This window comes from Sediminibacter sp. Hel_I_10, from assembly GCF_000688335.1.
In the GTDB taxonomy this organism is placed as follows: Bacteria; Bacteroidota; Bacteroidia; order Flavobacteriales; family Flavobacteriaceae; genus Psychroserpens.
This window is the reverse complement of sequence record NZ_JHZX01000001.1, coordinates 3,478,343-3,502,201: the sequence shown is the minus strand read 5'-3', so window position 1 is coordinate 3,502,201 and position 23,859 is coordinate 3,478,343. Positions and strand designations below refer to the sequence as shown.

General features: G+C 38.3%; 24 protein-coding genes. 8 read left to right on the top strand and 16 right to left on the bottom strand.

The annotated features are described in order from the left end of the window. The first annotated feature begins 12 nt into the window (after positions 1–12). Positions 13–1,317 (top strand): APC family permease, encoded by a 1,305-nt coding sequence (locus P176_RS0115755; protein ID WP_026755608.1) that lies wholly within the window; start codon positions 13–15, stop codon positions 1,315–1,317. Between the two features lie 128 nt (positions 1,318–1,445). Here the strand turns inward: P176_RS0115755 and P176_RS0115750 are convergent, their stop codons facing one another. The 8 genes from P176_RS0115750 to P176_RS0115715 form a co-directional block, all read right to left on the bottom strand. Then, positions 1,446–2,324 carry a phosphate--nucleotide phosphotransferase gene (locus P176_RS0115750; RefSeq protein WP_026755607.1) on the bottom strand — a complete coding sequence of 293 codons (879 nt, stop codon included), beginning with the start codon at positions 2,322–2,324 and terminating at the stop codon, positions 1,446–1,448. Positions 2,325–2,347: 23 nt separating this feature from the next. Continuing rightward, positions 2,348–3,511, bottom strand: coding sequence for a sigma-54 dependent transcriptional regulator (locus P176_RS0115745; RefSeq protein ID WP_026755606.1), 1,164 nt, complete (start codon positions 3,509–3,511; stop codon positions 2,348–2,350). 2 nt (positions 3,512–3,513) lie between these two features. After that, positions 3,514–4,350, bottom strand: a complete 837-nt coding sequence (locus P176_RS0115740; protein ID WP_231481269.1) for a hypothetical protein — start codon at positions 4,348–4,350, stop codon at positions 3,514–3,516. 138 nt (positions 4,351–4,488) lie between these two features. Next, positions 4,489–5,409, bottom strand: coding sequence for a mechanosensitive ion channel family protein (locus P176_RS0115735; protein ID WP_026755604.1), 921 nt, complete (start codon positions 5,407–5,409; stop codon positions 4,489–4,491). Between the two features lies 1 nt (position 5,410). Then, on the bottom strand, positions 5,411–6,724 hold the full coding sequence (locus P176_RS0115730) for an ABC transporter permease (protein ID WP_026755603.1): 1,314 nt from the start codon (positions 6,722–6,724) through the stop codon (positions 5,411–5,413). A 1-nt stretch (position 6,725) separates the two neighbouring features. Further along, positions 6,726–7,655 (bottom strand): ABC transporter ATP-binding protein, encoded by a 930-nt coding sequence (locus tag P176_RS0115725; protein WP_026755602.1) that lies wholly within the window; start codon positions 7,653–7,655, stop codon positions 6,726–6,728. Between the two features lie 379 nt (positions 7,656–8,034). After that, entirely contained in the window at positions 8,035–9,168 is a 1,134-nt protein-coding gene (dnaJ, locus tag P176_RS0115720) for a molecular chaperone DnaJ (protein ID WP_026755601.1), read from the bottom strand. A 51-nt stretch (positions 9,169–9,219) separates the two neighbouring features. Continuing rightward, positions 9,220–9,777, bottom strand: coding sequence for a nucleotide exchange factor GrpE (locus P176_RS0115715; RefSeq protein WP_026755600.1), 558 nt, complete (start codon positions 9,775–9,777; stop codon positions 9,220–9,222). Positions 9,778–9,929: 152 nt separating this feature from the next. On the opposite strand from P176_RS0115715, the gene P176_RS0115710 reads away from it, so the two are divergent. Further along, positions 9,930–10,601, top strand: coding sequence for a YceI family protein (locus P176_RS0115710; protein ID WP_026755599.1), 672 nt, complete (start codon positions 9,930–9,932; stop codon positions 10,599–10,601). 91 nt (positions 10,602–10,692) lie between these two features. Here P176_RS0115710 and P176_RS0115705 read toward each other — a convergent pair whose 3' ends face one another. From P176_RS0115705 to P176_RS0115695, 3 genes are all read right to left on the bottom strand, one after another. Beyond that, entirely contained in the window at positions 10,693–11,601 is a 909-nt protein-coding gene (locus P176_RS0115705) for a TIGR01777 family oxidoreductase (protein WP_026755598.1), read from the bottom strand. Between the two features lie 229 nt (positions 11,602–11,830). Beyond that, a complete protein-coding gene (gene mnmD / locus P176_RS0115700) occupies positions 11,831–12,520 on the bottom strand; it encodes a tRNA (5-methylaminomethyl-2-thiouridine)(34)-methyltransferase MnmD (RefSeq protein WP_026755597.1) in 690 nt (229 codons plus the stop codon). Between the two features lie 3 nt (positions 12,521–12,523). Then, a complete protein-coding gene (locus P176_RS0115695; protein ID WP_369793777.1) occupies positions 12,524–13,063 on the bottom strand; it encodes a DUF4920 domain-containing protein in 540 nt (179 codons plus the stop codon). A gap of 81 nt (positions 13,064–13,144) precedes the next feature. Here P176_RS0115695 and P176_RS0115690 point away from each other — a divergent pair, with 81 nt between their 5' ends. After that, positions 13,145–14,215, top strand: coding sequence for a branched-chain amino acid aminotransferase (locus P176_RS0115690; RefSeq protein ID WP_026755595.1), 1,071 nt, complete (start codon positions 13,145–13,147; stop codon positions 14,213–14,215). Between the two features lie 88 nt (positions 14,216–14,303). Here P176_RS0115690 and P176_RS0115685 read toward each other — a convergent pair whose 3' ends face one another. Next, on the bottom strand, positions 14,304–14,690 hold the full coding sequence (locus P176_RS0115685; RefSeq protein ID WP_026755594.1) for a nucleoside triphosphate pyrophosphohydrolase family protein: 387 nt from the start codon (positions 14,688–14,690) through the stop codon (positions 14,304–14,306). Positions 14,691–14,842: 152 nt separating this feature from the next. Here P176_RS0115685 and P176_RS20615 point away from each other — a divergent pair, with 152 nt between their 5' ends. Both P176_RS20615 and P176_RS0115675 read left to right on the top strand, forming a co-directional pair. After that, a complete protein-coding gene (locus P176_RS20615; protein ID WP_026755593.1) occupies positions 14,843–15,028 on the top strand; it encodes a hypothetical protein in 186 nt (61 codons plus the stop codon). A 305-nt stretch (positions 15,029–15,333) separates the two neighbouring features. Continuing rightward, positions 15,334–16,659 (top strand): DUF5723 family protein, encoded by a 1,326-nt coding sequence (locus tag P176_RS0115675; protein WP_026755592.1) that lies wholly within the window; start codon positions 15,334–15,336, stop codon positions 16,657–16,659. Positions 16,660–16,900: 241 nt separating this feature from the next. On the opposite strand, the gene P176_RS0115670 is transcribed toward P176_RS0115675, so the two are convergent. Then, the gene (locus P176_RS0115670) at positions 16,901–18,940 is read right to left on the bottom strand and encodes a dihydrofolate reductase (protein ID WP_026755591.1); all 2,040 of its coding nucleotides are present in this window, start codon (positions 18,938–18,940) and stop codon (positions 16,901–16,903) included. A gap of 108 nt (positions 18,941–19,048) precedes the next feature. Here P176_RS0115670 and P176_RS0115665 point away from each other — a divergent pair, with 108 nt between their 5' ends. From P176_RS0115665 to P176_RS0115655, 3 genes are all read left to right on the top strand, one after another. Further along, positions 19,049–20,071 carry an SRPBCC family protein gene (locus tag P176_RS0115665; protein ID WP_026755590.1) on the top strand — a complete coding sequence of 341 codons (1,023 nt, stop codon included), beginning with the start codon at positions 19,049–19,051 and terminating at the stop codon, positions 20,069–20,071. Between the two features lie 45 nt (positions 20,072–20,116). Then, positions 20,117–20,482: a fluoride efflux transporter CrcB gene (gene crcB, locus P176_RS0115660; RefSeq protein ID WP_026755589.1), complete on the top strand. Its 366-nt coding sequence runs from the start codon at positions 20,117–20,119 to the stop codon at positions 20,480–20,482. A 68-nt stretch (positions 20,483–20,550) separates the two neighbouring features. Next, a complete protein-coding gene (locus P176_RS0115655) occupies positions 20,551–21,351 on the top strand; it encodes an ABC transporter substrate-binding protein (RefSeq protein WP_026755588.1) in 801 nt (266 codons plus the stop codon). On the opposite strand, the gene P176_RS20450 is transcribed toward P176_RS0115655, so the two are convergent. From P176_RS20450 to P176_RS0115640, 3 genes are all read right to left on the bottom strand, one after another. Beyond that, entirely contained in the window at positions 21,320–21,547 is a 228-nt protein-coding gene (locus P176_RS20450) for a Lacal_2735 family protein (RefSeq protein ID WP_197022177.1), read from the bottom strand. The genes P176_RS0115655 and P176_RS20450 overlap by 32 nt on opposite strands. A 481-nt stretch (positions 21,548–22,028) precedes the next feature. Beyond that, positions 22,029–23,000, bottom strand: coding sequence for a carbohydrate kinase family protein (locus P176_RS0115645; RefSeq protein WP_026755587.1), 972 nt, complete (start codon positions 22,998–23,000; stop codon positions 22,029–22,031). Beyond that, positions 23,001–23,708: a DUF4197 domain-containing protein gene (locus P176_RS0115640; protein WP_026755586.1), complete on the bottom strand. Its 708-nt coding sequence runs from the start codon at positions 23,706–23,708 to the stop codon at positions 23,001–23,003. Between the last annotated feature and the right edge of the window lie 151 nt (positions 23,709–23,859).

Below are 23,859 nucleotides of genomic sequence, written 5' to 3'. Positions count from 1 at the left end.
ACAGCAAAACTCATGAAACCAAAAGAAGAGCATTTAAAACGGACCATTGGCCTATTTGGGCTATCTGCTAACATCATCAATATTGTTATTGGCGCGGGTATCTTTGCCTTACCGGCCATTGTTGCTTCTAATATGGGATCTGCCAGTATTTTAGCCTATCTCTTTTGCGCACTCTTAATTGCGCTCATCATGCTCTGTTTTGCAGAGGCTGGAAGCAAAGTGACCAATACAGGAGGCGCTTACACTTATATAGAAACAGCCTTTGGTGATTATGCTGGTTTTTTAAGCGGTGTGTTTTCTATTGCCTCGACGCTTTTTGCAGATGCTGCTGTGTCAAATGCCTTGGTAAATTTAGTTGCAGATGTGTTTCCTATTTTCGAAAATCCGCTCATGCGCTTGCTCTTTTTGCTAATACTCTTCTTCGGCCTTATTTATACCAACGTTATTGGCGTAAAGCAAGGCATGGGTCTTGTAAAGTTTAACACCCTTGCCAAACTCATTCCCCTGTTAATTCTGGTTACTTTGGGGTGGCATGCGGTTACTTTAGAACATCTTAGTATTGAAGCACTGCCCGATTTTAAGACCTTAGGTCAAACCTCGCTGGTGTTGTTTTTCGCTTTTTTAGGCTCTGAAACCGGACTTATTGTTGGAGGTGAGGTCATTAATCCTAAACGAAATATCCCAAAAGCTATTTTTATAAGCATCTCCTTCGTCGCTTTACTCTACATCTTGATTCAAACGGTTTGCCAAGGTATTCTTGGAGATGACTTGCCTAATTTTGAATCTGCTCCCCTAGCTGAAACTGCAAAGATTGCCTTTGGAGCGTTTGGTTTTGTATTACTCATTGCTGGCGCCGCCATTTCTATGTTTGGGAACATGAGCGGCTCCATTCTGAACAGCCCAAGAGTAGTGTACGCTTTAGCAAGAGATAAAGTGATCCCCATAAAGGCTTTGGCTAAAATTCATCCTAATTTTGCGACACCCTTTATTTCCATCATCATTTACGGTGGTGTTGGCTTTGTCATTGCCGCTACGGGAACTTTTGAGCAGTTGGTTATCATTACCTCTAGTTCAACGCTATTGATCTATTTAGGCGTGGTACTATCTGTAATTCGACTTCGGAAAACTCAAAAATCGAAAGAAGGAGAATTTAAAATCCCTGGCGGACTCTTGGTCCCAATAGCATCCATTGGGATCATCCTCTACTTTTTATCATATCTTACGGTAAACGAAATGTTAGGTACAGCCATTTTTGCTGCTGTCATTAGCCTTGTATTTATGATTAATAAGAGCCTTCAAAAGCGACGTTTAAAATAGCATGATCCGATCGGCAGTTCTTACTAAAACACGACTTTAGATTGCTGTTTAAAGCACTTGATAAACATTTCAAGACTTATGTGAATGAGATGCAGACGATTTCCGAAGCAAGATCAAAAGAAAAAAACCTAATCGTCTTTAAGCTGTTCTCTATAGCTATCTATATTAGCTTTAACTTCTGGCTCTAGTTCTGGTTCCTTGATATCTTTATAAGCGGTTAAGGTATCGTACAAAGTTTTAGCTACAATGTATCGGGCGGTAGGCTTATCGTCTGAAGGAATGACGTACCACGGCGCATGAAATTTAGACGTTTGGTTAATTGCATCCTCATAACACTCTTGATAGCGATCCCAAAGTTTTCGTTCTTTAAGATCTCCTGGAGAGAACTTCCAGTTTTTTTCTGGTTTATCCAAACGACGTAGTAACCTACTTTTCTGTTCGTCTTTTGAAATGTGAAGAAAAAATTTAAACACTATGGTACCGTTCTCTGCAATGTGTTTTTCAAAATTATTGATTTCCTCAAAACGCTTGGCCCAAAATGCACCATCAATGTCTTCAACCTTATTAATATGTGGTAAATTTTCTCCCAAGATATACTCTGGATGTACACGAGTGACCAAGACATTTTCGTAATGTGTTCTATTAAAGACCCCAAACTTGCCACGAGCTGGCAAAGCGATGTAATGGCGCCAAAGGTAGTCATGCTTTTTTTCTAGATCTGTAGGCACTTTAAAACTATGTACGACTACGCCTCTACTATTAAAATCTTTAAACACCTCGCGGATCAAGCTATCTTTTCCTGCGGTATCCATGCCTTGAATGCAAATTAAAACGGCATATTTGGCATGTGCATAAATGGTATTTTGAAAATCTCCCAGGTCTTCTCTAATGTCTTCGAGTTCCTTTTCAATTTTCTTTTCATCGGCATCAAGATCATATGTCGTTGACATATCCTTAAGCTGAATGGGTGCAGTGACTTTAAAATCTGCGGTATTAATGGTTTTCATAGTATCGACTTTTTAAGGGTGCTTTACTTAGAGGCAAACATATTAACATCAGACTCACTTACTTCTGGTTCTCCAAGAATAATGAGACGTTCCACTACGTTTCGAAGTTCTCGAATATTACCCGTCCAGTCATATTCTTGAAGCATTTTAGTGGCTTTTTCTGAAAAGTTTTTCTTAGCCGTTCCTTGCTCTTCAGCAATTTTACTCGTAAAATAATCAATGAGTAACGGGATGTCTTCACGCCTATCGTTTAACGCAGGCACTTTAATAAGAATTACTGCCAATCTGTGATAGAGGTCTTCTCTAAAACGGCCTTCGGAAATTTCAGTTTTTAAGTCTTTATTGGTAGCTGCAACCACTCTAACATCAACCTTAATGTCTTTATCATTACCAACCCGCTGAATTTTATTTTCTTGTAATGCTCGTAATACTTTAGCCTGAGCCGAAAGGCTCATGTCCCCGATTTCGTCTAAAAAAATAGTTCCGCTATTGGCAGCCTCAAATTTTCCTGCGCGGTCTTTTACCGCACTTGTAAAGGCTCCTTTAACGTGGCCAAACAATTCACTTTCTATAAGTTCTGAAGGAATGGCAGCACAATTGACCTCAATTAAGGGGCCTTTAGAGCGTTCACTTTTTTGATGTAACCAATGGGCCACCAACTCTTTTCCGGTACCATTAGGTCCTGTAATCAATACACGAGCATCAGTAGCCGCAACCTTTTCTATCATATCCTTGATATGGGCAATGGCATCACTGTCCCCTATCATTTGGTATTTCTTGTCTACTTTTTTCTTGAGCATCTTGTTCTCAACGACCAAGGTTTGGGTATCAAGTGCAATTCTCACCGTATTGAGTAATCTATTTAAATCTGGCGGTTTGGATATGTAATCAAAAGCGCCCAAACGCATTGTATTTACAGCAGTATCAAGATCGCCATGGCCAGAGATCATCACCATGGGTGTTTCTGGCTTTATCTTTTTTGCAGCCTCTAGGACTTCAACGCCATCCATTTTAGGCATCTTGATGTCGCAAAGGACCAGGTCGTAATCTTCTTTTTTTATTTTTTCTATCCCTACAAGACCGTCTTCTGCCTCGTCAACTTCATAGCTGTCATTTTCCTCAGAAAGAATCTTTACTAACACGCGTCTAATGGCGGCTTCATCTTCTATTACTAATATTTTTGGCATTCCTAAATTTTTAATTTTATTCCTGTTCTAAAATATACGGTATTTTTATCTTCTATGGTATAAATATCTTCTCTGTCATTATCTCTTAACCTATAATCATTAGAAATGGTGTAAGCTACGTAACCATAGTACAAGATATGTTTTGTAAAATAATGCTCATAACCCAACCCTCCAAGCACGGTGGTCATAGAAATGTTCTCGGCAACTTTACCATTGACCACCTTATTGCCTTGAATATTTGCAAAAAAGTTATCTAAGGTCACGAAGGCCTGCAAATGGTTTTTATCATCAAATTTATAACGAATATTTGTTTTTGGAACACCCAGCGTATAGGTCCAATCGGGATGAAATTCTCGGTAATAATTGATGATAGGTAATGGAAAGTTTCGTCCTGGAGTGGTTGAATATTCTAGACCTAAAATCAAGCGGTCCGGTTTTTTACCGTCTTCTCTGTTTTTTGTTCTATCTCTAATGGCATACAAGTTTCCAACGTAGATGTAATCATCAGACTCCAACGTAGTCTCAAAATTAGACTGCAAACGCATTCCTAGTTTTGCCGCATAAATCCATTCGCCTTCCGTTCTATGCAAATACCCTATAGAGCCTTCAATACGTTGTACAGAATTTAAATCATCTGTTGTAAATGGTACATTATCCAACTCTAGGCTGGTATAGCGGTATTCTCCCCCAATAATAATGTAATTGTTCTTTTTAAACTCTAATGGCAATTGAAATAAGGTTCTAAACCTACTCACAGAATTCCCTGTATTATTGTTGGGTACATTTAGATATTCAATTCTGAACAAGTCTGAAGTTTGAGCGAAAAGCCCGTGTCCCATCTGCATTATGAACATAACACATAGGATCTTGAAAAAATTTTGGGTCATAAAAAAACGAATTAGTACTGTTGTTAGGGTTTTAGTTAAATTTAGTACTGGTTGGTTGGTTTAAACTTTTGGTTTTCAATAATAGAGCTGTCATTGTTCTTCGGAAGACCTCATCCGTAATTGAATGTTTTGATCTTCTCTTTGAATAACATGAACATCTCTCTGAGGAAATGGTATGGTGACGTTATTTTCCCTGAATAATTTATCAATTTCAAAACGAATGTCACTCTTTGGAAATTGTGCCTTAAAACTATCGCCTATGGTAAATACGATTTTAAAATCTAACGAGCTCTCCCCAAAATTGGTGAAAACAACCGTTGGTTTTGGCTCGCTAATAACGTCTGGATGAGAGTTAGCAGCCTGTAACAATAATTTTTTAACCAATTGCACATCACTGCCATAGGCCACACCTACTTCTACATTTTCTCGAGTAAGCGTGCCATTCTGTGTCCAGTTGTAAAGACTGTTCTCTAAATACAAATGGTTGGGGATTACCAATACTTTATTATCTATGGTAACCGCTCTGGTGGTTCTTAACTTAATCTCTTCAACACGGCCAACTTTGCCTTCTATTTCAATAATATCGCCTACATGCACCGTTTGATCTACCAATATAAAAATACCCGAAATGATATCTTGAAACAGTGTTTGTAGCGCCAAACCAATACCAATTAATAATGCGGCAGATGCGGCAAAAACAGCGGTGACGTTAACGCCTACCGTATGAAGTGTGATGAGTAAAATAATCACGTAGACCAACCACCTAAAATAACCGAAGACAACCTTGAACTTTTTCTTGTCTTCTAGAGGAAGTTTTCGAGTGATGATTCTTAATATAAATCGCAGTAAAATAGTGGTTACAAATATAGCCGTAGCTACAATGAGCAAATCGAATAAAGACACACTAATATCTTCACTAAAGTCAATATGTTGGTTTAAAAACCCTCTGGTTTTTTCCCAAATGGAACTTTCAGTAATCTTCTCCTCTATTTTTTTTAAATCCTGCGTCATTTTAATATTTAATCCACTTATACAGCTCTTTGTAGCTCGGTTTTTTTCCGTACATCAAAATACCAACACGATAAATCTTGGCTGCAAACCATACGGTTAACGTAAATGTACCAATCAAAATTGCGAAACTCAATACTTGTTGCCATAACGGCACACCAAACGGAATTCTCATGAGCATGACTACAGGTGACGTAAATGGTATAAATGAAAATACCGTAGAAACCGTACCATGCGGATCTTCTATTACTGTAAATACACCTACATACACCGCTAAAATAAGTGGCATAATGATAGGCATCATAAATTGCTGAGTATCTGTTTCATTATCCACTGCTGCACCCACAGCTGCATACAGCGAACTGTAAAGCAAATAGCCTCCAATAAAGAAGAACATAAAAGCAGTGACTAAATTGGCTATTGGCAAGTTGAAGAAGGATTGAATTCCCAATTGAATCTCATTGGCCATTTCAGGGTTCTCCATCGCTTGTTTCATCATATCCTGTTGTGGCGTCTGCAACTCTGTGATACTAATACCAAAGATCGCAGTTAAAACAAATACCAGTATTCCTCCAACTATAACCCAAATGGCAAACTGTGTAAGACCTGCCAAAGAGGTCCCGATGATCTTACCCATCATCAATTGAATTGGTTTTACTGAAGAGATAATCACTTCAATGATTCTGCTGGTCTTTTCCTCTATCACGCTCCTCATGATCATATTTCCGTAGATAATAATGAACATAAACAGCAAATAGCCGGCAGCGCCACCAAAAGCCAATTTCAAGACATTATCAATTTTTGAGGTTTTCTCTCCGGTAAAGGTTTCTTGAGCAATCACCACATCGGTCTTAGAGTCTCTAATTTTCTGTAAATCCACCCCATCAGACTGCAGCTTCGTATCTGATAGTTTCTTTTCTATTTTACGTTCTAAGCCAGAGATAATCGACAAGGATGGCGATTCATCTGAATAAAATCGAACGTTCTCAACCACCTTAGCGCTATCTGCACTCTTCACAATGTGCAGTAATCCAAAATTCTCCTGAGCCTTTACTAAGGCTTTAGCATTTTCTAGATTGGTACCGCTTAATATCGTGTATGTGGTTTCTTCGGTATTTTCAAATACATCACTCAAAATACCCGTTTCATCTAAGACCGAAATGGTTCGTTCTGTATCGTTGTTGAGTTGGGAAAGATAAGCGACCAAGGCAACAAGAGCCACCATGACCAAAGGACTCACAAAGGTCATTATGATAAAGGCCTTGTTACGTACTTTGGTAAGATATTCCCGTTTTATAATTAGTGGAAGATGGTTCATTCTAACTGTTTTTTACAGATTGTATAAAAATGTCATTGGCACTTGGGATCACTTCTACAAAATGATTGACCTCTGCTCTTGAGGTTAAAAACCCTAACAAATCATTCGATTTATCGGTGTCTTTAAGCTTGATATTTAGTTTTAAATCATCGTTTAGATTTCTAAAGGTTGCGGGTAATACGGCAAACTTTTCTTCAATGGCCCTAGTTACAGCCTCTGCATTTTCAGTTTTTAGACCCACCTCAAACGTATTGGTTTTAAATTGCCGCTTCACATCTGTTAATCGACCATCTAATATTTTATTAGACTTATGAATGAGTGCAATATGATCACAAAGCTCTTCTACAGACTCCATACGGTGTGTAGAAAAAATGACTGTAGCGCCCTCATCTCTCAATTGCAAGATCTCATCTTTAATAAGATTTGCGTTTATAGGATCAAAACCAGAAAATGGCTCATCAAAAATCAATAGTTTAGGTTGGTGCAAAACCGTAACGATAAATTGTATTTTTTGTGCCTGACCTTTACTTAACTCTTGAATCTTCTTGTTCCACCAATCTCCAATATCCAATTTATCAAACCAATATTTTAAGCGGTCTTTAGCCTCTTGCTTGGTAAGTCCTTTTAATTGGGCAAGATATAGTGATTGCTCCCCGACTTTCATAGACTTATACAAGCCACGTTCTTCGGGTAAATATCCAATATTTTGAATGTGTTCTGGTTTGAGAGGTTCCCCATCCAAAATCACACGACCAGAATCTGGCATGGTGATTTGATTGATGATCCGTATTAAGGTGGTTTTACCAGCCCCGTTGGGACCAAGCAAACCAAATATACTACCTTTTGGTACTGAAATGGACACTTGGTTTAAGGCTTTAAAATCTCCGAAGTTCTTGGAAACGTTATCAGCTACTAACAGGTCGTGAGTCATATACGAATTGGCGTTTAAATTTAATCATTAGCGCGTAAAGATAGGAATGTTGATGTGCTTTGATGCGCTAATTCAACTAAAATTTTAATCGCAATATGTAGCACTTATTTAAAGCGATTGAAGCTTCTGTCATTATTTTGAGTCCGAAAAAAAATAAAAGATAAGAATGTTTAGAATCGAAAACCAAACCCTTCACTATACGAATTGCTTGATAAGAAACCAAAACACAACTCCCTGATTAAAAATGCGATATGACCTAAAAACAAAACCCACCCTTAACTAAATAAGGATGGGAAAAAATTGCTATGAAAAAGAAAAATTATCACTAATAAGAATTAGTGATAATCAAATATAGTATTTTTTATTAAAATAGCACCTTCTAAGAAAACATATCTTTTACTTTTTCAAAAAAGGACTTATCGCTACTTTCAGGTTTTGGGTCAAAGTGCTCATTGTCTTTCATACGCTCAAAAAAGTCTTTTTGTTCCTTATTGAGTGTCTTAGGAGTCCAAACATTGACGTGCACTAACAAATCACCGCTTCCGTAACCGTTTATGCTAGGAATCCCTTTTCCGCGTAAGCGTAAAATTTTACCAGATTGCACTCCAGTTTCTACCTTGATTCTCACCTTACCAGTTACCGTATCAATTTCTTTAGAGGTCCCTAAAACAGCGTCTGGCAAACTCACGTAAAGATCATAATGTAAATTATCTCCTTCTCGTTTTAGCGTGGCATGCTCTGTCTCTTCAATAACCACTAACAAATCTCCAGAAATACCATTACCTGGTGCCTCATTACCTTTGCCTGTTACCTTAAGCTGCATGCTATCTACTACTCCTGGTGGAATTTTTACTGAAACCGTTTCCTCTTGAACTTTTAATCCTTGAGCGTCAGCATCATTTGGTTTTTTATCAATACTTTGACCAGCGCCTCCACAAGTTGGACAAGCAGATGCCGTTTGCATACGTCCTAAAATGGTATTGGTAATTCTTGTTACTTGACCAGAGCCATTACAAGTTGAACAGGTTTTATAGGTTGTGCCCGGTGCCTGAACTTTACGCTTTACTTTTATCTTTTTCTCAACGCCATTGGCAATCTCTTCTAAGGTTAACGCTACTCGAATTCTGAGGTTACTTCCTTTAACTCGTCTTTGACCACCGCCAAAGCCGCCGCCAAAACCAGAGAATCCGCCGCCGCCTCCGCCGCCAAATGCACCACCAAAAATGTCACCAAATTGGCTGAAGATGTCATCCATGTTCATGCCACCGCCGCCAAAGCCGCCGCCGCCTTCAAAAGCTTGATGTCCAAATTGGTCATATCTTGCCTTCTTGTCAGCATTACTTAAAACTTCGTAAGCCTCTGCAGCCTCTTTGAATTTTGTCTCAGCTTCATTATCATCAGGGTTTTTATCTGGATGGAACTTAATGGCCATCTTTCTATACGCCTTCTTGATCTCTGCTGCCGAAGCACTTTTATCTATACCTAATATTTCGTAATAATCTCTTTTTGCCATAATCGCTTTTTACGTTTTCCTTCAAAGAAAAACCTGTTTTGTAAATCGTTTTTATTTGCCAATAACCACTTTAGGATAACGGATGATCTTTTCTCCTAATTTGTAGCCTTTCTCAACAACGTCAACGATTTTTCCTTTCAAACCTTCTTCGGGTGCTGGTATTTGCGTAATGGCTTCATGAACGTCGGCATCAAAGGTGTCTCCTGCACTTAATTCAATTACCTGTAATCCTTTTTGGTTTAAGGTATTGAGCAACTTATTATAAATTAAAAGAACACCCTTACGCATTTCTTCTGCCTCTTTATCTTCTTCAATGTGCAATAATGCACGCTCAAAGTCATCAAGAATCGGCAACATTGCCACTATTACATCTTGGCTTGCTGTTTTAAATAAATCAATACGTTCTTTTGAAGTTCTTCGTTTATAATTTTCAAACTCTGCAAACAGACGCATGAATTTATCCTTTTCTTTTGCAAGGTCTTCATGCAATTGCTCTTCTATGGTCAATTCTTCTGCTGCTTCAAAATTATCGTCGTTTTCTGTTGACGTCACATCTTGATTTTGATCTTGAGTGTCGTCTAAAACCTCATCTTTATCTTTATTACTCATTGCTTTTAACTTTAATCTTTGTTCTTCAAGTTGGCAAAAGTACTGCCATTATTATAATAATGTCAAAATGTCACCAAAATAATTGATGTTTTTTGAGATTGTTTTTTCATTGCTTATTTTTGTACCTAACCCTATTTAAACAACTAATGAACATGAAAAAAACATCTCTACAATTATTACATGTATTGATCATCGCTTTAGTGATGACCAGCTGCCAGGAAAAAGCAGAAAAAGCGAACACTAGCGATGCAGAAGCTGCGGCTGTTAGTGAAAGCACTTCGGTGAATTATACTGTCAACGTTACCGATTCTCAAATAGAATGGAAAGGCTTTAAACCAACCGGTACCCATACTGGGACTATTAAAATAGATAATGGCAACCTTACTGTTGACGATGGAAGATTACAAAGTGGCACCTTTGTAATTGACATGGAATCTATTGAAGTTACCGATCTTGAAGGAGACGATAAAATGAGTTTAGAATCTCACCTTAAAGGTACTGTTGAAGGAAAAGAAGGCGACTTTTTTAACGTGAACCAATTTCCTGAAGCTACTTTTGAAGTGACTAGCACAGAATCTTTAGCTGCTGGCAAAAGCAGATTGTCTGGAAATCTTTCTATGAAAGGACAAAAGCACAACATTTCTTTTCCTGTGACCATTTCAAATGAAGATGGTGTTATGAAAATTGAAAGCGAGCCCTTTACCATTGACCGTACGCAATGGGGTATCAATTATGGATCTAAGTCTGTTTTTGACAACTTAGGAGACCAATTCATAAACGATGATATGGAATTGAAAATCATGATTAAAGCTAAAAAAGCATAATCATTATAGACAGACCAATAAAAAGCCACATGACATCTCATGTGGCTTTTTTGTTTTATAAAAATTTACTGTTATAGGTGTTTTTAACCATTTAATACAAATCTTTAATTGCGGCTTCCAAATGATGAAATGTGAAATCAAATCCGGCGTTTTCAATTTTATTAGAACTCACACGCTGACTTTCAAACAATAAAATATGCATTTCTCCCAAGACCAATTTCATAGCAAACTCAGGAATATTGGGCAGTAATAAAGGTTTATCTAAAACACTGGCCACAATTTTGGTGACCTCGGTATTGGTGACCGGGTTTGGAGCAACACCATTGTAGATGCCTTCTAAATTATTTTGAACAGCATAAACAAAAAGCATTGCCAAATCCTTAATATGAATCCAAGATTGCCATTGATCGCCACTGCCAAAAGGGGCTCCAGCTCCAAGTTTTATGGGTTTTACCATTTCGGGCAATGCACCTCCTTGATCTGAAAGCACCAAACCAATTCGAATCTTAGCCACCTTTAGACCAATCTCACTAAACTCATCTACGGCAGCCTCCCATTTTTCAACAACATCTCCTAAAAATGAGGATGATTTGCCTTCAAAGTCCTCTTCGTAATAATTGGTAATAGAATCTGGATAGATTCCAACAGCACTGGCTGACACGATGTGTTTTACAGGATAGTTGTGTTTTTGAATCGTTTCCTTTAGAAGTTGAGCCGTTTCTGTTCTACTGCTAATAATTTCTTTTTTATAACTACTGGTCCATCGCTTAGAGATGGTTGCCCCCACCATATTGATGATGGCATCTACGCCTTCTAAACACTTGTCGTCAATTATTTTTTGATCTGGATCCCAATAAAATCCTTTATAACGCTCTTCTGTGGATAGCTTATCTTTTGATGTGGTGAGGTAATATACCGCAATATCATATTGGTGACATACCCTCACAATCTCACTCCCTATCATCCCCGTAGCTCCGGTTATTAATACCTTTTTTACCATATCTCAAAGTTAGTGAAATGCCAAGGCATAGACGATCTAATTAATAAGGGTTTAACTATATTGAAGCACCCCCAACACTAATAAGCCCTTCTAACTTCTGCCTCTTGTGAGTTTTACGTTCTGAAAAGATGCATTTTGCTCACTCCGCTTTAGATGAATGCACCTCAAAAAAGATGCATTTTGCTCACTCCGCTTTTGCTGAATGCACCTCAAAAAAGATGCATTTTGCTCACTCCGCTTTAGATGAATGCTTCGTTGCTCTCAGCATTTCTCGTTTTCCAGGAGGGCCTGGCAAACGTTCTACCAAAAAACCGACACTCTGCATGGCGCGTCTAACGCTTCCTTTTGCACAATAAGTGCTCAGCACACCACGCTCTCTTAAAGCATCAAACATGATCTTAAATACAGATTCGTCCCATAGTTCAGGTTGCACCCTCGGGCCAAAGGCATCAAAATAAATGACATCAAACCTATCTTTTTCTGAAATGTCCTTAAACAGTTTCTGCTGTTTGTGGAGCGAGAATTCTTCGGAAATGCTCGTCTTTTGATTCCAAGCGCTCTCATGAAGTGCCTTAAACACATTCGCATCGATCTCTAATTGGTCTACATAATTGAGTTGTGCTAATTCTTCCGAAGCCACAGGAAAGGCCTCTACACCAACATAATCCACAAGTTGACCAGCACCTAATGCGGTTTCATAGGTAAGCATCGCGTTTAAACCTGTACCAAAACCAATTTCCAATAAGTGCAACGGACCGCTAATAGCTGGCTCTGATTGACTTCTAAAAAGAAAACCATGCTTTATATAAACATGGTTTGCTTCTTGTATGGCACCGTGAACAGAATGGTATTGCTCGTTCCATTCTTCAATTTGAATGGTAGATGATCCATCTGCCGTAGTGATGATGTTTCGCTTCAAAATTTACTCGGTTTTTAAGAGTACCCCATCCGCTTCAAATGAATACGTGATTTTAGGTTCGGTAATTGCTGCAATTTCTTCTGCAGTAGCACCACCATCTTCAGCATAATGTCTTTGCTCATCAACCGGTACTTCATTAACAAAGGCCTTACCATTGATAATAACGTTTTTTCCTTTACTGTCTTTTGGCATAAAGAACCCGTAGTCTTTAAATTTTACCATGGCCTGTTCGCCGTTTTCCAAATCTACTTTCATCCAGCATCCTTTTGCTTGGCACACATCGTCAATTTTTGTCATTACTTTGACCTCCATAGAGTCTCCAACGGTCATACTTTCGTATTTTGCGGCCAATTGATTTGCAGAAATGGCGTCATTTTCGCTAATTTCTTTACCAAAAGAAGCATAAGCCATCTCTTCGGCCTGTGTTGTTTCTTCAACAGGTTGTTTCTCTTCTTCCTTACAACTCGCCACTGTAGCTGCTAATACTAATAAAATCAATAGGTATTTCATTGTAATATTATTGAACGTTTTTAATGGAGTCAAAATTACATTTTTTTTTGACAAACAATACTTTTTGTAAACCACCATAAATAACTATTTTTGCAAAACTAAAGATATACTCAAATGTCAAACACTACAACGTTTTCGTTACATATTGAAAAAGCAAAGGAATCACGCTTATCCACTGTTGATTTTACTGATCTTCCTTTTGGAAAAACCTTTACAGATCACATGTTTTACTGTGATTTTATAGATGGCGCATGGCAACAACCTAAGATTGTGCCTTATCAAGCCATGACCATAGATCCTTCGGCTCGTGTGTTTCATTACGGACAAGCGGTCTTTGAAGGCATGAAAGCATATAAAGATGAGGATGGTAATGCCTTTCTTTTTAGACCAGAAGAAAACTTCAACCGTATCAATAAATCTGCAGCGCGTTTAGCGATGCCTGAGTTTCCTAAAGCCTACTTTTTTGAAGGATTGACCACTTTATTAGATATGGATAAAGATTGGATCAAGCCAGGTGTAGGTAACTCCCTTTACATACGTCCATTTGTAATTGCTACAGACTCTGCCATAGCAGCAGCGCCTTCTGAAAATTATAGATTCATGATTATCTGTTCTCCAGCAAAGGCCTATTATAAAGGAACAGTGAAAGTACTTATTGCCGAAAAATACAGTCGTTCTGCTAACGGTGGTGTTGGTTTTGCTAAAGCCGCTGGAAATTATGCAGCACAATTTTACCCAACCAGACTTGCACAGGAAAAAGGCTACCAACAAGTGATTTGGACCGATGCAGATACGCATACGCTTTTGGAAGAAGCAGGAACCATGAACGTCTTTTTTAGAATCAATGACACTTTAATTACAGCACCTGTAAGTGACCGTATTTTGGATGGTGTGACTAGAAAAAGTTTGATCCAATTGGCTAAGGACAATGATCTAGACTGTGAAGTAAGACCTATTAAAGTTGATGAAATTGTTGAAGCTTCTAAAAACGGAACGCTTAAAGAAATATTTGGTGCAGGTACAGCGGCTGTGATTAGTCCTATTTCTGCTTTTGAATATAAAGATGAAATGCACGAGTTACCAGAAATCAATGACGCCTCTTACTCAAGTGTTCTAAAATCAAAAATGCTTGCCATTCAGCATAATTTAGCTGAAGATAAAAATGGTTGGAGATACGAGATCTAAGGATTACGATCTGATCTAGATATGAATTTAAAAAAATTCCAAATCACAAAGTACTTCAACTTTGGATTTGGAATTTTTTATTTAGAATCTAACTCTTTAAAATACTTTCAATATTTGGCTTAAAATAATTGGGCCCTTTAAGCACTTTACCATCTTCTCTGTAAATAGGTGCTCCATCGGCTCCCAACTTGCTCATGTTGCTGCGTTGTATTTCGTCAAACACTTCATCTATTTTATGTTGTAAACCATGCTCTATAATTGTGCCGCAGAGAATGTAAAGCATATCCCCCAAAGCATCTGCTACCTCAACAAGATCGTTGGCATTAGCTGCTTCTAGATATTCTTCATTTTCCTCTCGCATCAATTTATAGCGTAACATATTTTTATCAAGACCTAAGTCTGCTTTTGGTGCCTCTAAATATCCTATTTTAAAGGCTGTGTGAAATTGCTTTACGGCTTCTGTATACTTTTTCATAGTTCTGTTTGAAAGGTTTTGCTTGTTCAAATTAGGAATCACTATTTAAATTATTATCATTTATGTGATTTCTAACGTATCTTTGACATCCCGATGCGTGTCGTTAAAAAATGCTATTTTGGGATTGTTTATTTTCGTTTAAAATTAGTAATATGTTCAGTAAAGGTCAATGGATTTTTGGTATTTTATTTGCCATCGTTTTTATTATTGTCATGATTATTTCCTACCGCAAAGACCTGAAGTTGCATAAGCGTTACTATAAAGGCAGTGTTTGGATCTTAATCGCCTTTATATCTTTTCTATTGATGATTACGGCCATTAAATTTGTATTCGTATAAACTCGGTTCTTCGAGTTTTTTAGGTATTGGTCTAAAATCTCCTTCCTATATTTATTTTTTCAGTTATCTTTTTCTTCTAATCATTTGGTTTATCGCTTTGTACTTAAACCGATTATAGTTTAAGCGCGCTTGTTTTATCTATGCTTTAACTGGTGCTTTTTTGCGTCATAGGGTGGTATTTTAAAAATGAGTATGCCATTTCCATTTTAAAATTTGAAATAGCATAAGGCATTGATTATTAAATCGTTGATAACGTGATTTTATCAGGCACACCAATTAACTAACCATAAATTAATACTACCCTTATGAAACATTCTTTACCGCTAATCCTACTTGGTCTTCTGTTCTATAGCCTCAATTTCAGCGCTCAAAACTATACTGGCAACACGGTTGACAATTACTCCGGAATTAATGGCGCTGTTTACAATCCCTCAAATATTGTGGGTACTAGTTTTAGAGCCGATGTCAATTTGATCTCGGTAAGTGCTTTTGGAGGCAGCGATTACTTTGGCATAAACCTGAGTGATATTTTAAAGTCTGATGGCGGTTTTGATATTGAAGAAGATTCTGAACGTTTCCCGACCAACTCTAACAATTTTATTTTTAGTGCCGATGTCCTTGGACCTTCGTTTATGTTTAATCTTAATAAAAAAAGCAGCATTGGAATCATTACCCGGGCCAGAGGATTTCTCAACCTAAGAGGTATTAACGGCGAACTGTACGAGACCGTAGTAGATGACTTTGACTCTGACAATGACTTTGATTTTGACTCCTCTAACCTTGCGGGTACCATTCACGTTTGGGGAGAAATTGGTCTGACTTACGGTCGTATTTTAATGGACAAACAACAGCACATGCTTAAAGGAGGCGTTACCTTAAAATATTTACAGGGCGCCGGTGGTCTTTTTATAAGCAGCCCAGGATTACAAGGGCAATATACTGCTGCCACTGAAAACTTAACATCTCAGGGCTCTCTTAACTTTGGTACAACGAATGATTTTAACAATAACGATGTTGAATTCAACAACCTTACATCCGGCTTTGGTTTAGATCTTGGCTTTACTTACCAATGGCATCCCAACAAAGATGATGAAGACTCGAGGTATTACCAAGATCCTTACAAATTAAAAATTGGCGTCTCAGTGACCGATATTGGGAGCATCAATTATAAGGATGCCGATGTTAGAACCTATGATATGAATGCCTCTGTGAGCACCGCCACCTACGATGAGGATATTGAAGAATTTTTAGATAACAACTATAACAATGCTGAAACCGGTGAAAGCTTTAAATTGAATCTTCCCACTGCCCTGCATGTGTTGGTGGACTATCGTATTACAAAGAAATTTTTAGTTAGTGGTCAAGCGAGTTTGTCTTTAGTAAAAGAAAACAATGAACTGAGTAATAGCATTATTAATACAGTAACTGTGATGCCCAGACTAGAAACAAAGTGGTTTAGTCTCTTTGCCCCTTTAAGTGCTAGACAATATGGCGATGTGGCCTTTGGAGCAGGCTTTCGATTAGGCCCACTGAGCATTGGATCGGGATCGGTTTTAAGTAATTTGTTATCAGACAGTTCTAAAACCACAGATGTATTTGTTGGGCTTAAGATTCCTGTGTATAGAAAATAAGTTTTAAAGCTATGACGAGTTCTGGTCCATACACCGAAGTCCAGAGATCTGAAAATAAAACTGATGTGATGACATTTTCCACATACGGAGATGTATAGAAAACCAGTTATTTTGATCCTACTATTACTTTCATTATATCATTTCTATAAGCTTAAGAAAAGAGCAACTTAGCCATTATGTCATAAAAAAGGACACCCTTCGGTGTCCTTTTCTTGAGCTTTATCTAGATACTATTGGTGTTCTAGTTTTCTTCTGGTAAAAATCCAAAGTTCTTGCTGTAGTCTAACATCTGACCGTCAAAACTATCAGGTTGAGTTACTTTGACTCTGTAAAGTTCTCCATTTTTATCAAATTCTGGTACTAAAACAGGGTTTACAAATCCGCTATACGGTGGCGATGTAAATTGTTTGTTACGCTCTAGTACTTCAGAATGAATAGCTTGATCTACTTTTACACCGTAACCCTCTACCAAATCTTCAACAGCTTGATAATCGCCTTCAGATTTGATACGTTGGGTTTCTCTTAATAATTGACCAAATAAGTCGTGTAATTTCTCATAATCGTTGATATTGAAATAGGTCTTTCCATCGCGGGTTACTTTTTCAATCACGTTATCTGCTTTTCCTTTCTCATAGGCCCAAGCAGAGACCCATTGGCGGTTTCTCATGTGTGCTTCTTCAACATCATCGCCCAAATTTAAACGAATTAATTGTGTCATGAGTCCGTTTCTAATGTACCCATCATAAGCTGCTTTACCAACCGATTTCCAGTCGTCCACTAACCCTAGCTCTTGCAATTTTGGACTGTATAAGTAATAAAGTCCTACTAAATCGGCACGACCTTCTTCTAAAGTAGAAGCATAATTTTTTAAAGTTTCCTTGGTTTCACCAACTCCTGGGTTCAATTGTCCGGAAGCATGACCAATCACTTCATGTAATGCAGTATGCAACTTATCGGCCACTTGACCATATTTCTCCTCTAATTCTAGTTCCTCTTCATCATTTACAAACTCTTTTAATCGGCCTGTAGTTCCTGCATTGTTATAGGCATTGATGATATTGCCTAAGGATACTGATTTACTCCCCACAGCAGCTCTAATCCAGTTGGCATTGGGCAAGTTCACACCAATAGGTGTGCTTGGTGATGCATCTCCAGCTTCGCCAGCCACATTTACCACTTTGTAAGTGACGCCTACCACATTTTCCTTTTTATGCTCATCCATTAAAGGAGAGTTATCTTCAAACCATTGTGCGTTTTTAGACAATACTTCCATCTTTTGAGACATGTCAAAATCCTTGATCTGAACGATCGTTTCATAAGATCCTCTGTAACCCAATGGGTCGTTATACACTTCAATAAAGCTATTGATGTAATCAATATTTCCATCGGTTGCTGCGGTCCAAGCTTCGTTATAATCATCCCAAGTTTGTAGATCGCCCGTTTTATAATATTGAATTAATAAACCTAAAGCATCAGCTTGCTTTTTATTTTCAGCAACATCTTTTGCTTTTTCAAGCCATTTGATAATTTCGTCAATAGCTTCGCCATATAAACCTCCAGACTTATAGGTTAATTCTTTAAGCTCACCGTTTTCTTTAACCAGTTTAGAGTTTAAACCATAAGACAATGGCTTTTCTGGATTTGGAGATTGCTTCGCTTTGTAATATGAGGCTACATCAGCATTGCTCACGTTTGGTCCGTAAAAATTTACTGCGGAAAGCCCTACGTTGTCCACCCCTTTTGCTTGATTGACTTTTTTGGAATCCTTGTCATTAAACAACACATCAAAAGCTTCCCCTTCTAAAGTGGCATCGGTATCTGCCAAGAGTTGCTTTAAGTATTCCGAAGAAAACCCAGGCTTCATCTTATCATTAGAATAGTGATGGTGAATTCCGTTTGAGAACCACACGCGTTTTACATACGTTTCAAATGCCTTCCAATCTTCTGTGGACTTATCACCATTATAATTGGAATATATTTGCTCTAAGGCTTTTCTAATTTTAAGGTTATGTCTGTAATTTTGATCCCAAATGATATCACGACCAGACAAGCCTGCTTGGGTTAAATAATACACGAGCTTTTGCTCTTTTAAGGTTAGATTTTCCCATCCCGGAATTTGGTATCGTAAAATCTTGATATCAGCAAACTGCTCTACGTTATAGTCAAACTCTTCCTGTTCTTCGACCATAGCAACTTCTTCTGTTTGCGCTTTCTTTTCCTCGTCACAGGAAAACATAAAACCCGCAACTAGAGCGAGCATAAAAACGGACTTCAATTTCATGAAAAATGATTTAATAGTTGTCTTACAAATGTACGTAAATATTACACATCTGTTAAAATTGATTATCTTTGGTTACCTATTAATCATCAATCGCTATCCGCCTTTATCATGAAAGTATTTAAATACGTATTCTTTCTTATTCTTATTGTTATTATTGGCTGCGCCATTTATATTGCCGTACAGCCAAATAGCTTTGAATTTAGTCGCAGTCGCGTAATCAATGCCCCTGCTCCCGTAGTGTTCAATACCGTAAATGATTTTGAAGAATGGCCTCGATTCTCTCCTTGGATGGAACAAGACCTTAAGGCGCAAGTTACTTATGATGACAAGACCGTTGGTGAGGGTGCAGGATATTCTTGGAATGGCGATGTACTTGGCGTGGGCAGTATGGAGACCGAAACGGTTGTACCGTACAAATCTATTGCACAACAGATTCATTTTGTAGAACCTTTTGAAAGTACCAGCGCCATTGATTGGACGTTTGAGCCTGTGGATCATGGTACCAAAGTGACTTGGAGCATGAAAGGCAAGCAAGATTTTATGACCAAGATGTACGTTGCTTTTGCTGGAACTATAGAGAAAAACACGGCACCAGATTTTGAACGCGGCCTTTTTAAATTAGACAGTATCACTCAAGCAGATATGAAAGCTTATACCATAAACATAGAAGGCATTACCCAACACAGTGGTGGCTTTTATCTTTACACTACCGCTTCTGTAAAAATAACGGATTACGAGTCAAAAATGCAAAGTCTCATGCAAAAAGTTGGTGGGTATGCCCGAGCCAATAACATTACCATTGCTGGAAATCCATTTGTAATTTATCATACTTGGGACAAAGACAATAATGCGGTGCTATTTTCCTGTTGTATTCCTACCAGTTCTAAAGTCATTTCTTCGGAAAGTGATATTCTCACCGGTCAGTTAGAGCCCTTTAAGGCCATAAAGACAACATTAAAAGGAGATTATACCAACCTCAAAGAAGCCTGGGACAGTACCATGGATTATGTGAGCCAATACCGTTTGACCCAACCCGAAGGCGCCGTTAGACTTGAATCTTATGTTACAGATCCGGCATCTACTCCAAATCCTGCCGATTGGATTACAGAATTGTATCTTGAAGTAGAATAAATACCTCAGTGCTTTTAAAAGTGCAAGAGCGATTAACGTATTAAAATGAAACAACTCATCCTGGTTTTTATTGGCGGCGGTTTTGGTAGTGTTTTGCGGTTTCTCTTAGGGAAATTCTTGAACAATACCGAAAATGGCATCCCCTACGGTACCTTTGCCGCAAACATTTTGGGGAGTCTGCTCATTGGTCTCATTTTAGGATGGGCCGCTAAGAGCGAAACCCTAAGCGCTAATCAGACCTTACTATTAGCCACTGGATTTTGTGGAGGCTTTACCACATTTTCTACCTTTGCCTATGAAAACCACGTCTTTTTAAAAACTGGAGATTTTGGAGCATTCGCCATCTATACCATTGCCAGCTTTATTGTAGGATTCTTAGCCGTGTTTTTCGGGATGTATCTCGCTAAATAAAGATGCATTGCTGTAGGTTTATTTGACCAAAAAAAAGAGAAAGTATTAAATCTTTTAAATTAACTGTTTTGAAATTTACCGTAAAAGATCAACTTCAAAGATCTGTTATTCTCAAAGAGCGACCTCAACGTATTGTATCGTTAGTACCTTCACAAACCGAACTTATTGTAGATCTGGGTCTGGAAGTAGCCTTGTTAGGAGTTACCAAATTTTGCGTACATCCTACTCATTTACTTAAAGACAAAACCATTGTTGGCGGTACAAAGCAAGTCCACTTTGATCGTATTAAAGCCCTAAACCCCGATGTGATTCTTTGTAATAAAGAAGAAAATACCGAAGCTATGGTTTCAGAATTAGAAACCATAGCTCCCGTTCATATTAGTGATGTTGGCAACTTAGAAGATGCCTTAGCCCTGATTACAATGTATGGCGAGCTCTTTAAGGTAGAAGATAAGGCCAAGGTACTTGTTACCAAAATTAAAGCAAAGCAACACGAGTTGGACGCCTATCTTAATGGCGTCCCTTCTCGCAGCGCAGCCTACTTTATCTGGAAAAAACCTTGGATGGTTGCAGCAAGCCAGACCTTTATTGATGCCATGTTAAGATGCAATCATTTTGAAAACGTCTTTTCACATAGCACACGCTATCCTGAAATCACCTTGGCTGATCTCAAAAAGAGACACCCAGAGATCATTTTATTGTCTAGTGAGCCTTATCCGTTTCAACCGAAACACGTACAATCCCTACAGGCTCAATTTCCTAACAGCAAAGTGCTTATTGTGGATGGTGAGGCCTTCTCTTGGTATGGCTCAAGACTCCTAAAAGCCTTTGACTACTTTAAAATGCTGCATCAAGATCATTTGAGTTAGACCCTTTGATATTTAAAATGCGTCGTTTTAATTTAGACGCTTCATAAAATAAGGTATCACTCAAACTCACATCACTTTGCATCACGTTGTACGCTTGCTCCATGAACTCATGGTAATTGCGCTCTAACTCTTTTAAAGAAAACATCTTTCTTAAATTAGGCGTCTTTTTTCCTACTCTACAAAAATGTGCATTCATATCCATTGGTTTTATTCCACTATATACGACGTAAGCCTACTACTGAGATTATGGCCTTAGGTTAAATAAATGTGAAATAAAAAACCTTGACGCATCACAAAAAAACTGTTTATGAGTCTATAAACTTTGCTTTGAGCCTAGAAGGACGGCGTTACTTTATATAATCATTGGTTCTCCCTACGTGGATCGTGATTAGCTTATTCACTACCCCGCTAAAAAAGCGGGGTTAGTTCAACCGATCAGACCATCTGCGCACTACGTGCTTGATGGTCTGGGGTTTCACTAAAAAAACAAAGATCGACCTCTGGCAAGGTCGATCTCTTAAACTAACTTTCTAATTCAATTAAAGAATGAAGTAATATTCTTTTTACTAACAGTACAAAGATGCAACATTGGTAAACTACTCATGTTACCTAAACATTAGCTTTGTATTAAGAATGTCTTAATCTCAGTTTTAAGAAGCTCTCTATGATAAGTTCTTCTAAAGGTAATTCTTGGAAATAATGGCTTGGGTGTCTTCTAAAGATTTGAATACATCAAAACCCTTGCCCTGGGTTCTTAATGCACCTAAAGTGTTGGCGTAATGCGCTGCCTTGATGGGGTCGTTAAAACGAGTGAAGCCGTAAGCCAGACCACCTGCAAACGAATCGCCGCAACCCGTCGTATCAATCACATCTTGAACCGGTACCGATTTTACGAAATGCTTGACCACCGTTCCGTTTTCCTTCGTATAAATATTACAACCCCTAGAATCTAAAGTGACGTATAAATATTCTACCCCAGCGTCTAGAATGTAAGCCGCAAAATCATCTAAGTGATCGGTTTGGTTTTCGTCATAAATGCTTTCATCGGTATAATCCCGATCAAACCAGCAGCAGAGGGATTCCTCCAAATTCATCTTAAGCACATCAATATAAGGCAACCACTCTTTATGATCTTGCCAGTATTTTCGTAGGCGTACTCCATCAGAAGTGACGTAGGTGGTTGGTCCGTGCGCATCAAAAATAACGCGTGCCTTACTTTTAGCCTTAATCAATTTTAAACTTTCGAGCGTGATTTCGAAGTCGGTAATGGGCACAAACACAAAGCAATCGGCATCTAAAAATGGGGTCACATCTTCCGCGGAAATGGGACTCATGTTGGCCACCTGTTTTTCTAGCCTGTTGTTTTGGTCTATAAAATTAAGCTCAATAATGGTCCCTCGGTCTTGTTCTGAAGACAAACCGTTGGTATTGATGGCTGGGTAATGTTTAAAAAGTTCCTTAATGGCAGGCGCCTCCGCTTTGTGGATGTTCGCAATAGGGATGACCTCACCATGCCCCTCCATTAATCTGGCTAAAGCAATGGTGGGATGCGTTACGCAACCATATTTTAAAATGGTTTCGTTTTTATGCGTTTTTATGGTATCCTGAGGGATAGGGCCTACAACGGCTATTTTAAACTGTGATGTCATCTAATCTTGTAAAGCAAATACTTTTTTAAGCAACTCGGTTCCTCTAGAAGACACTTTGGTTCTAATGTCTTTTTCTTCTACGGCAATCATGGTATACACCCCTTTTAAAGCTTCTCCCGTAACATAATCTGTTAAATCTGGGTTGACGTTATTGGTAAAGGGGATGGCATTGTATTTTGTAATCAGGTTGGCCCAAATTTGATCGGCCCCCACTTTGCTAAATGAGTTGTTGATGACCGGCTGAAACTTAGCATAAAGCGCTGTTTGCGTTTTAGCCGTTAAGTATTGGGTAGCCGCATTGTCATCTCCCAACAAAATGTTTTTGGCATCATTAAAGGTAATTTCCTTTACCGCATTTATAAAAATTGGGGTGGCCTCCCCTACGGCATCTTCTGCGGCGCGGTTGAGTACTTTTAAGCCTTCATCTGCCAAATTGCCCAAACCGATATCTCGTAAAGCTTTGTCTACCTTTTGCAATTCTTCGGGCAAGAGGATCTTAACCAATTCATTTTTATAGAACCCGTCTGTTTGGGTCAATTTGGCGACTTGTTGATCAATCCCTTGATCTAGCGCTTGGCGTAACCCTGCAGCAATGTCTGTATTGCTCAACACCCCTGGGCCTTGTGGCAATTGGTTGGCAATATCCTGTAACTCTGCACATGCGGTTACATTTAAAATAAGAACCAAGGCAACTAATCTCTTTATCATTTGAAGTATTTATGTGTATGTAACAAATATAGAAATTTAAAGATGAATTCTTTTCTTTTTCATTTGGCATCCTTTTTTGTCTTGATTTTGATGAAGATGCCCTAAAATGGGCTTATTTTAGAAGATAACCCCTTATATAATGTTCACAAAA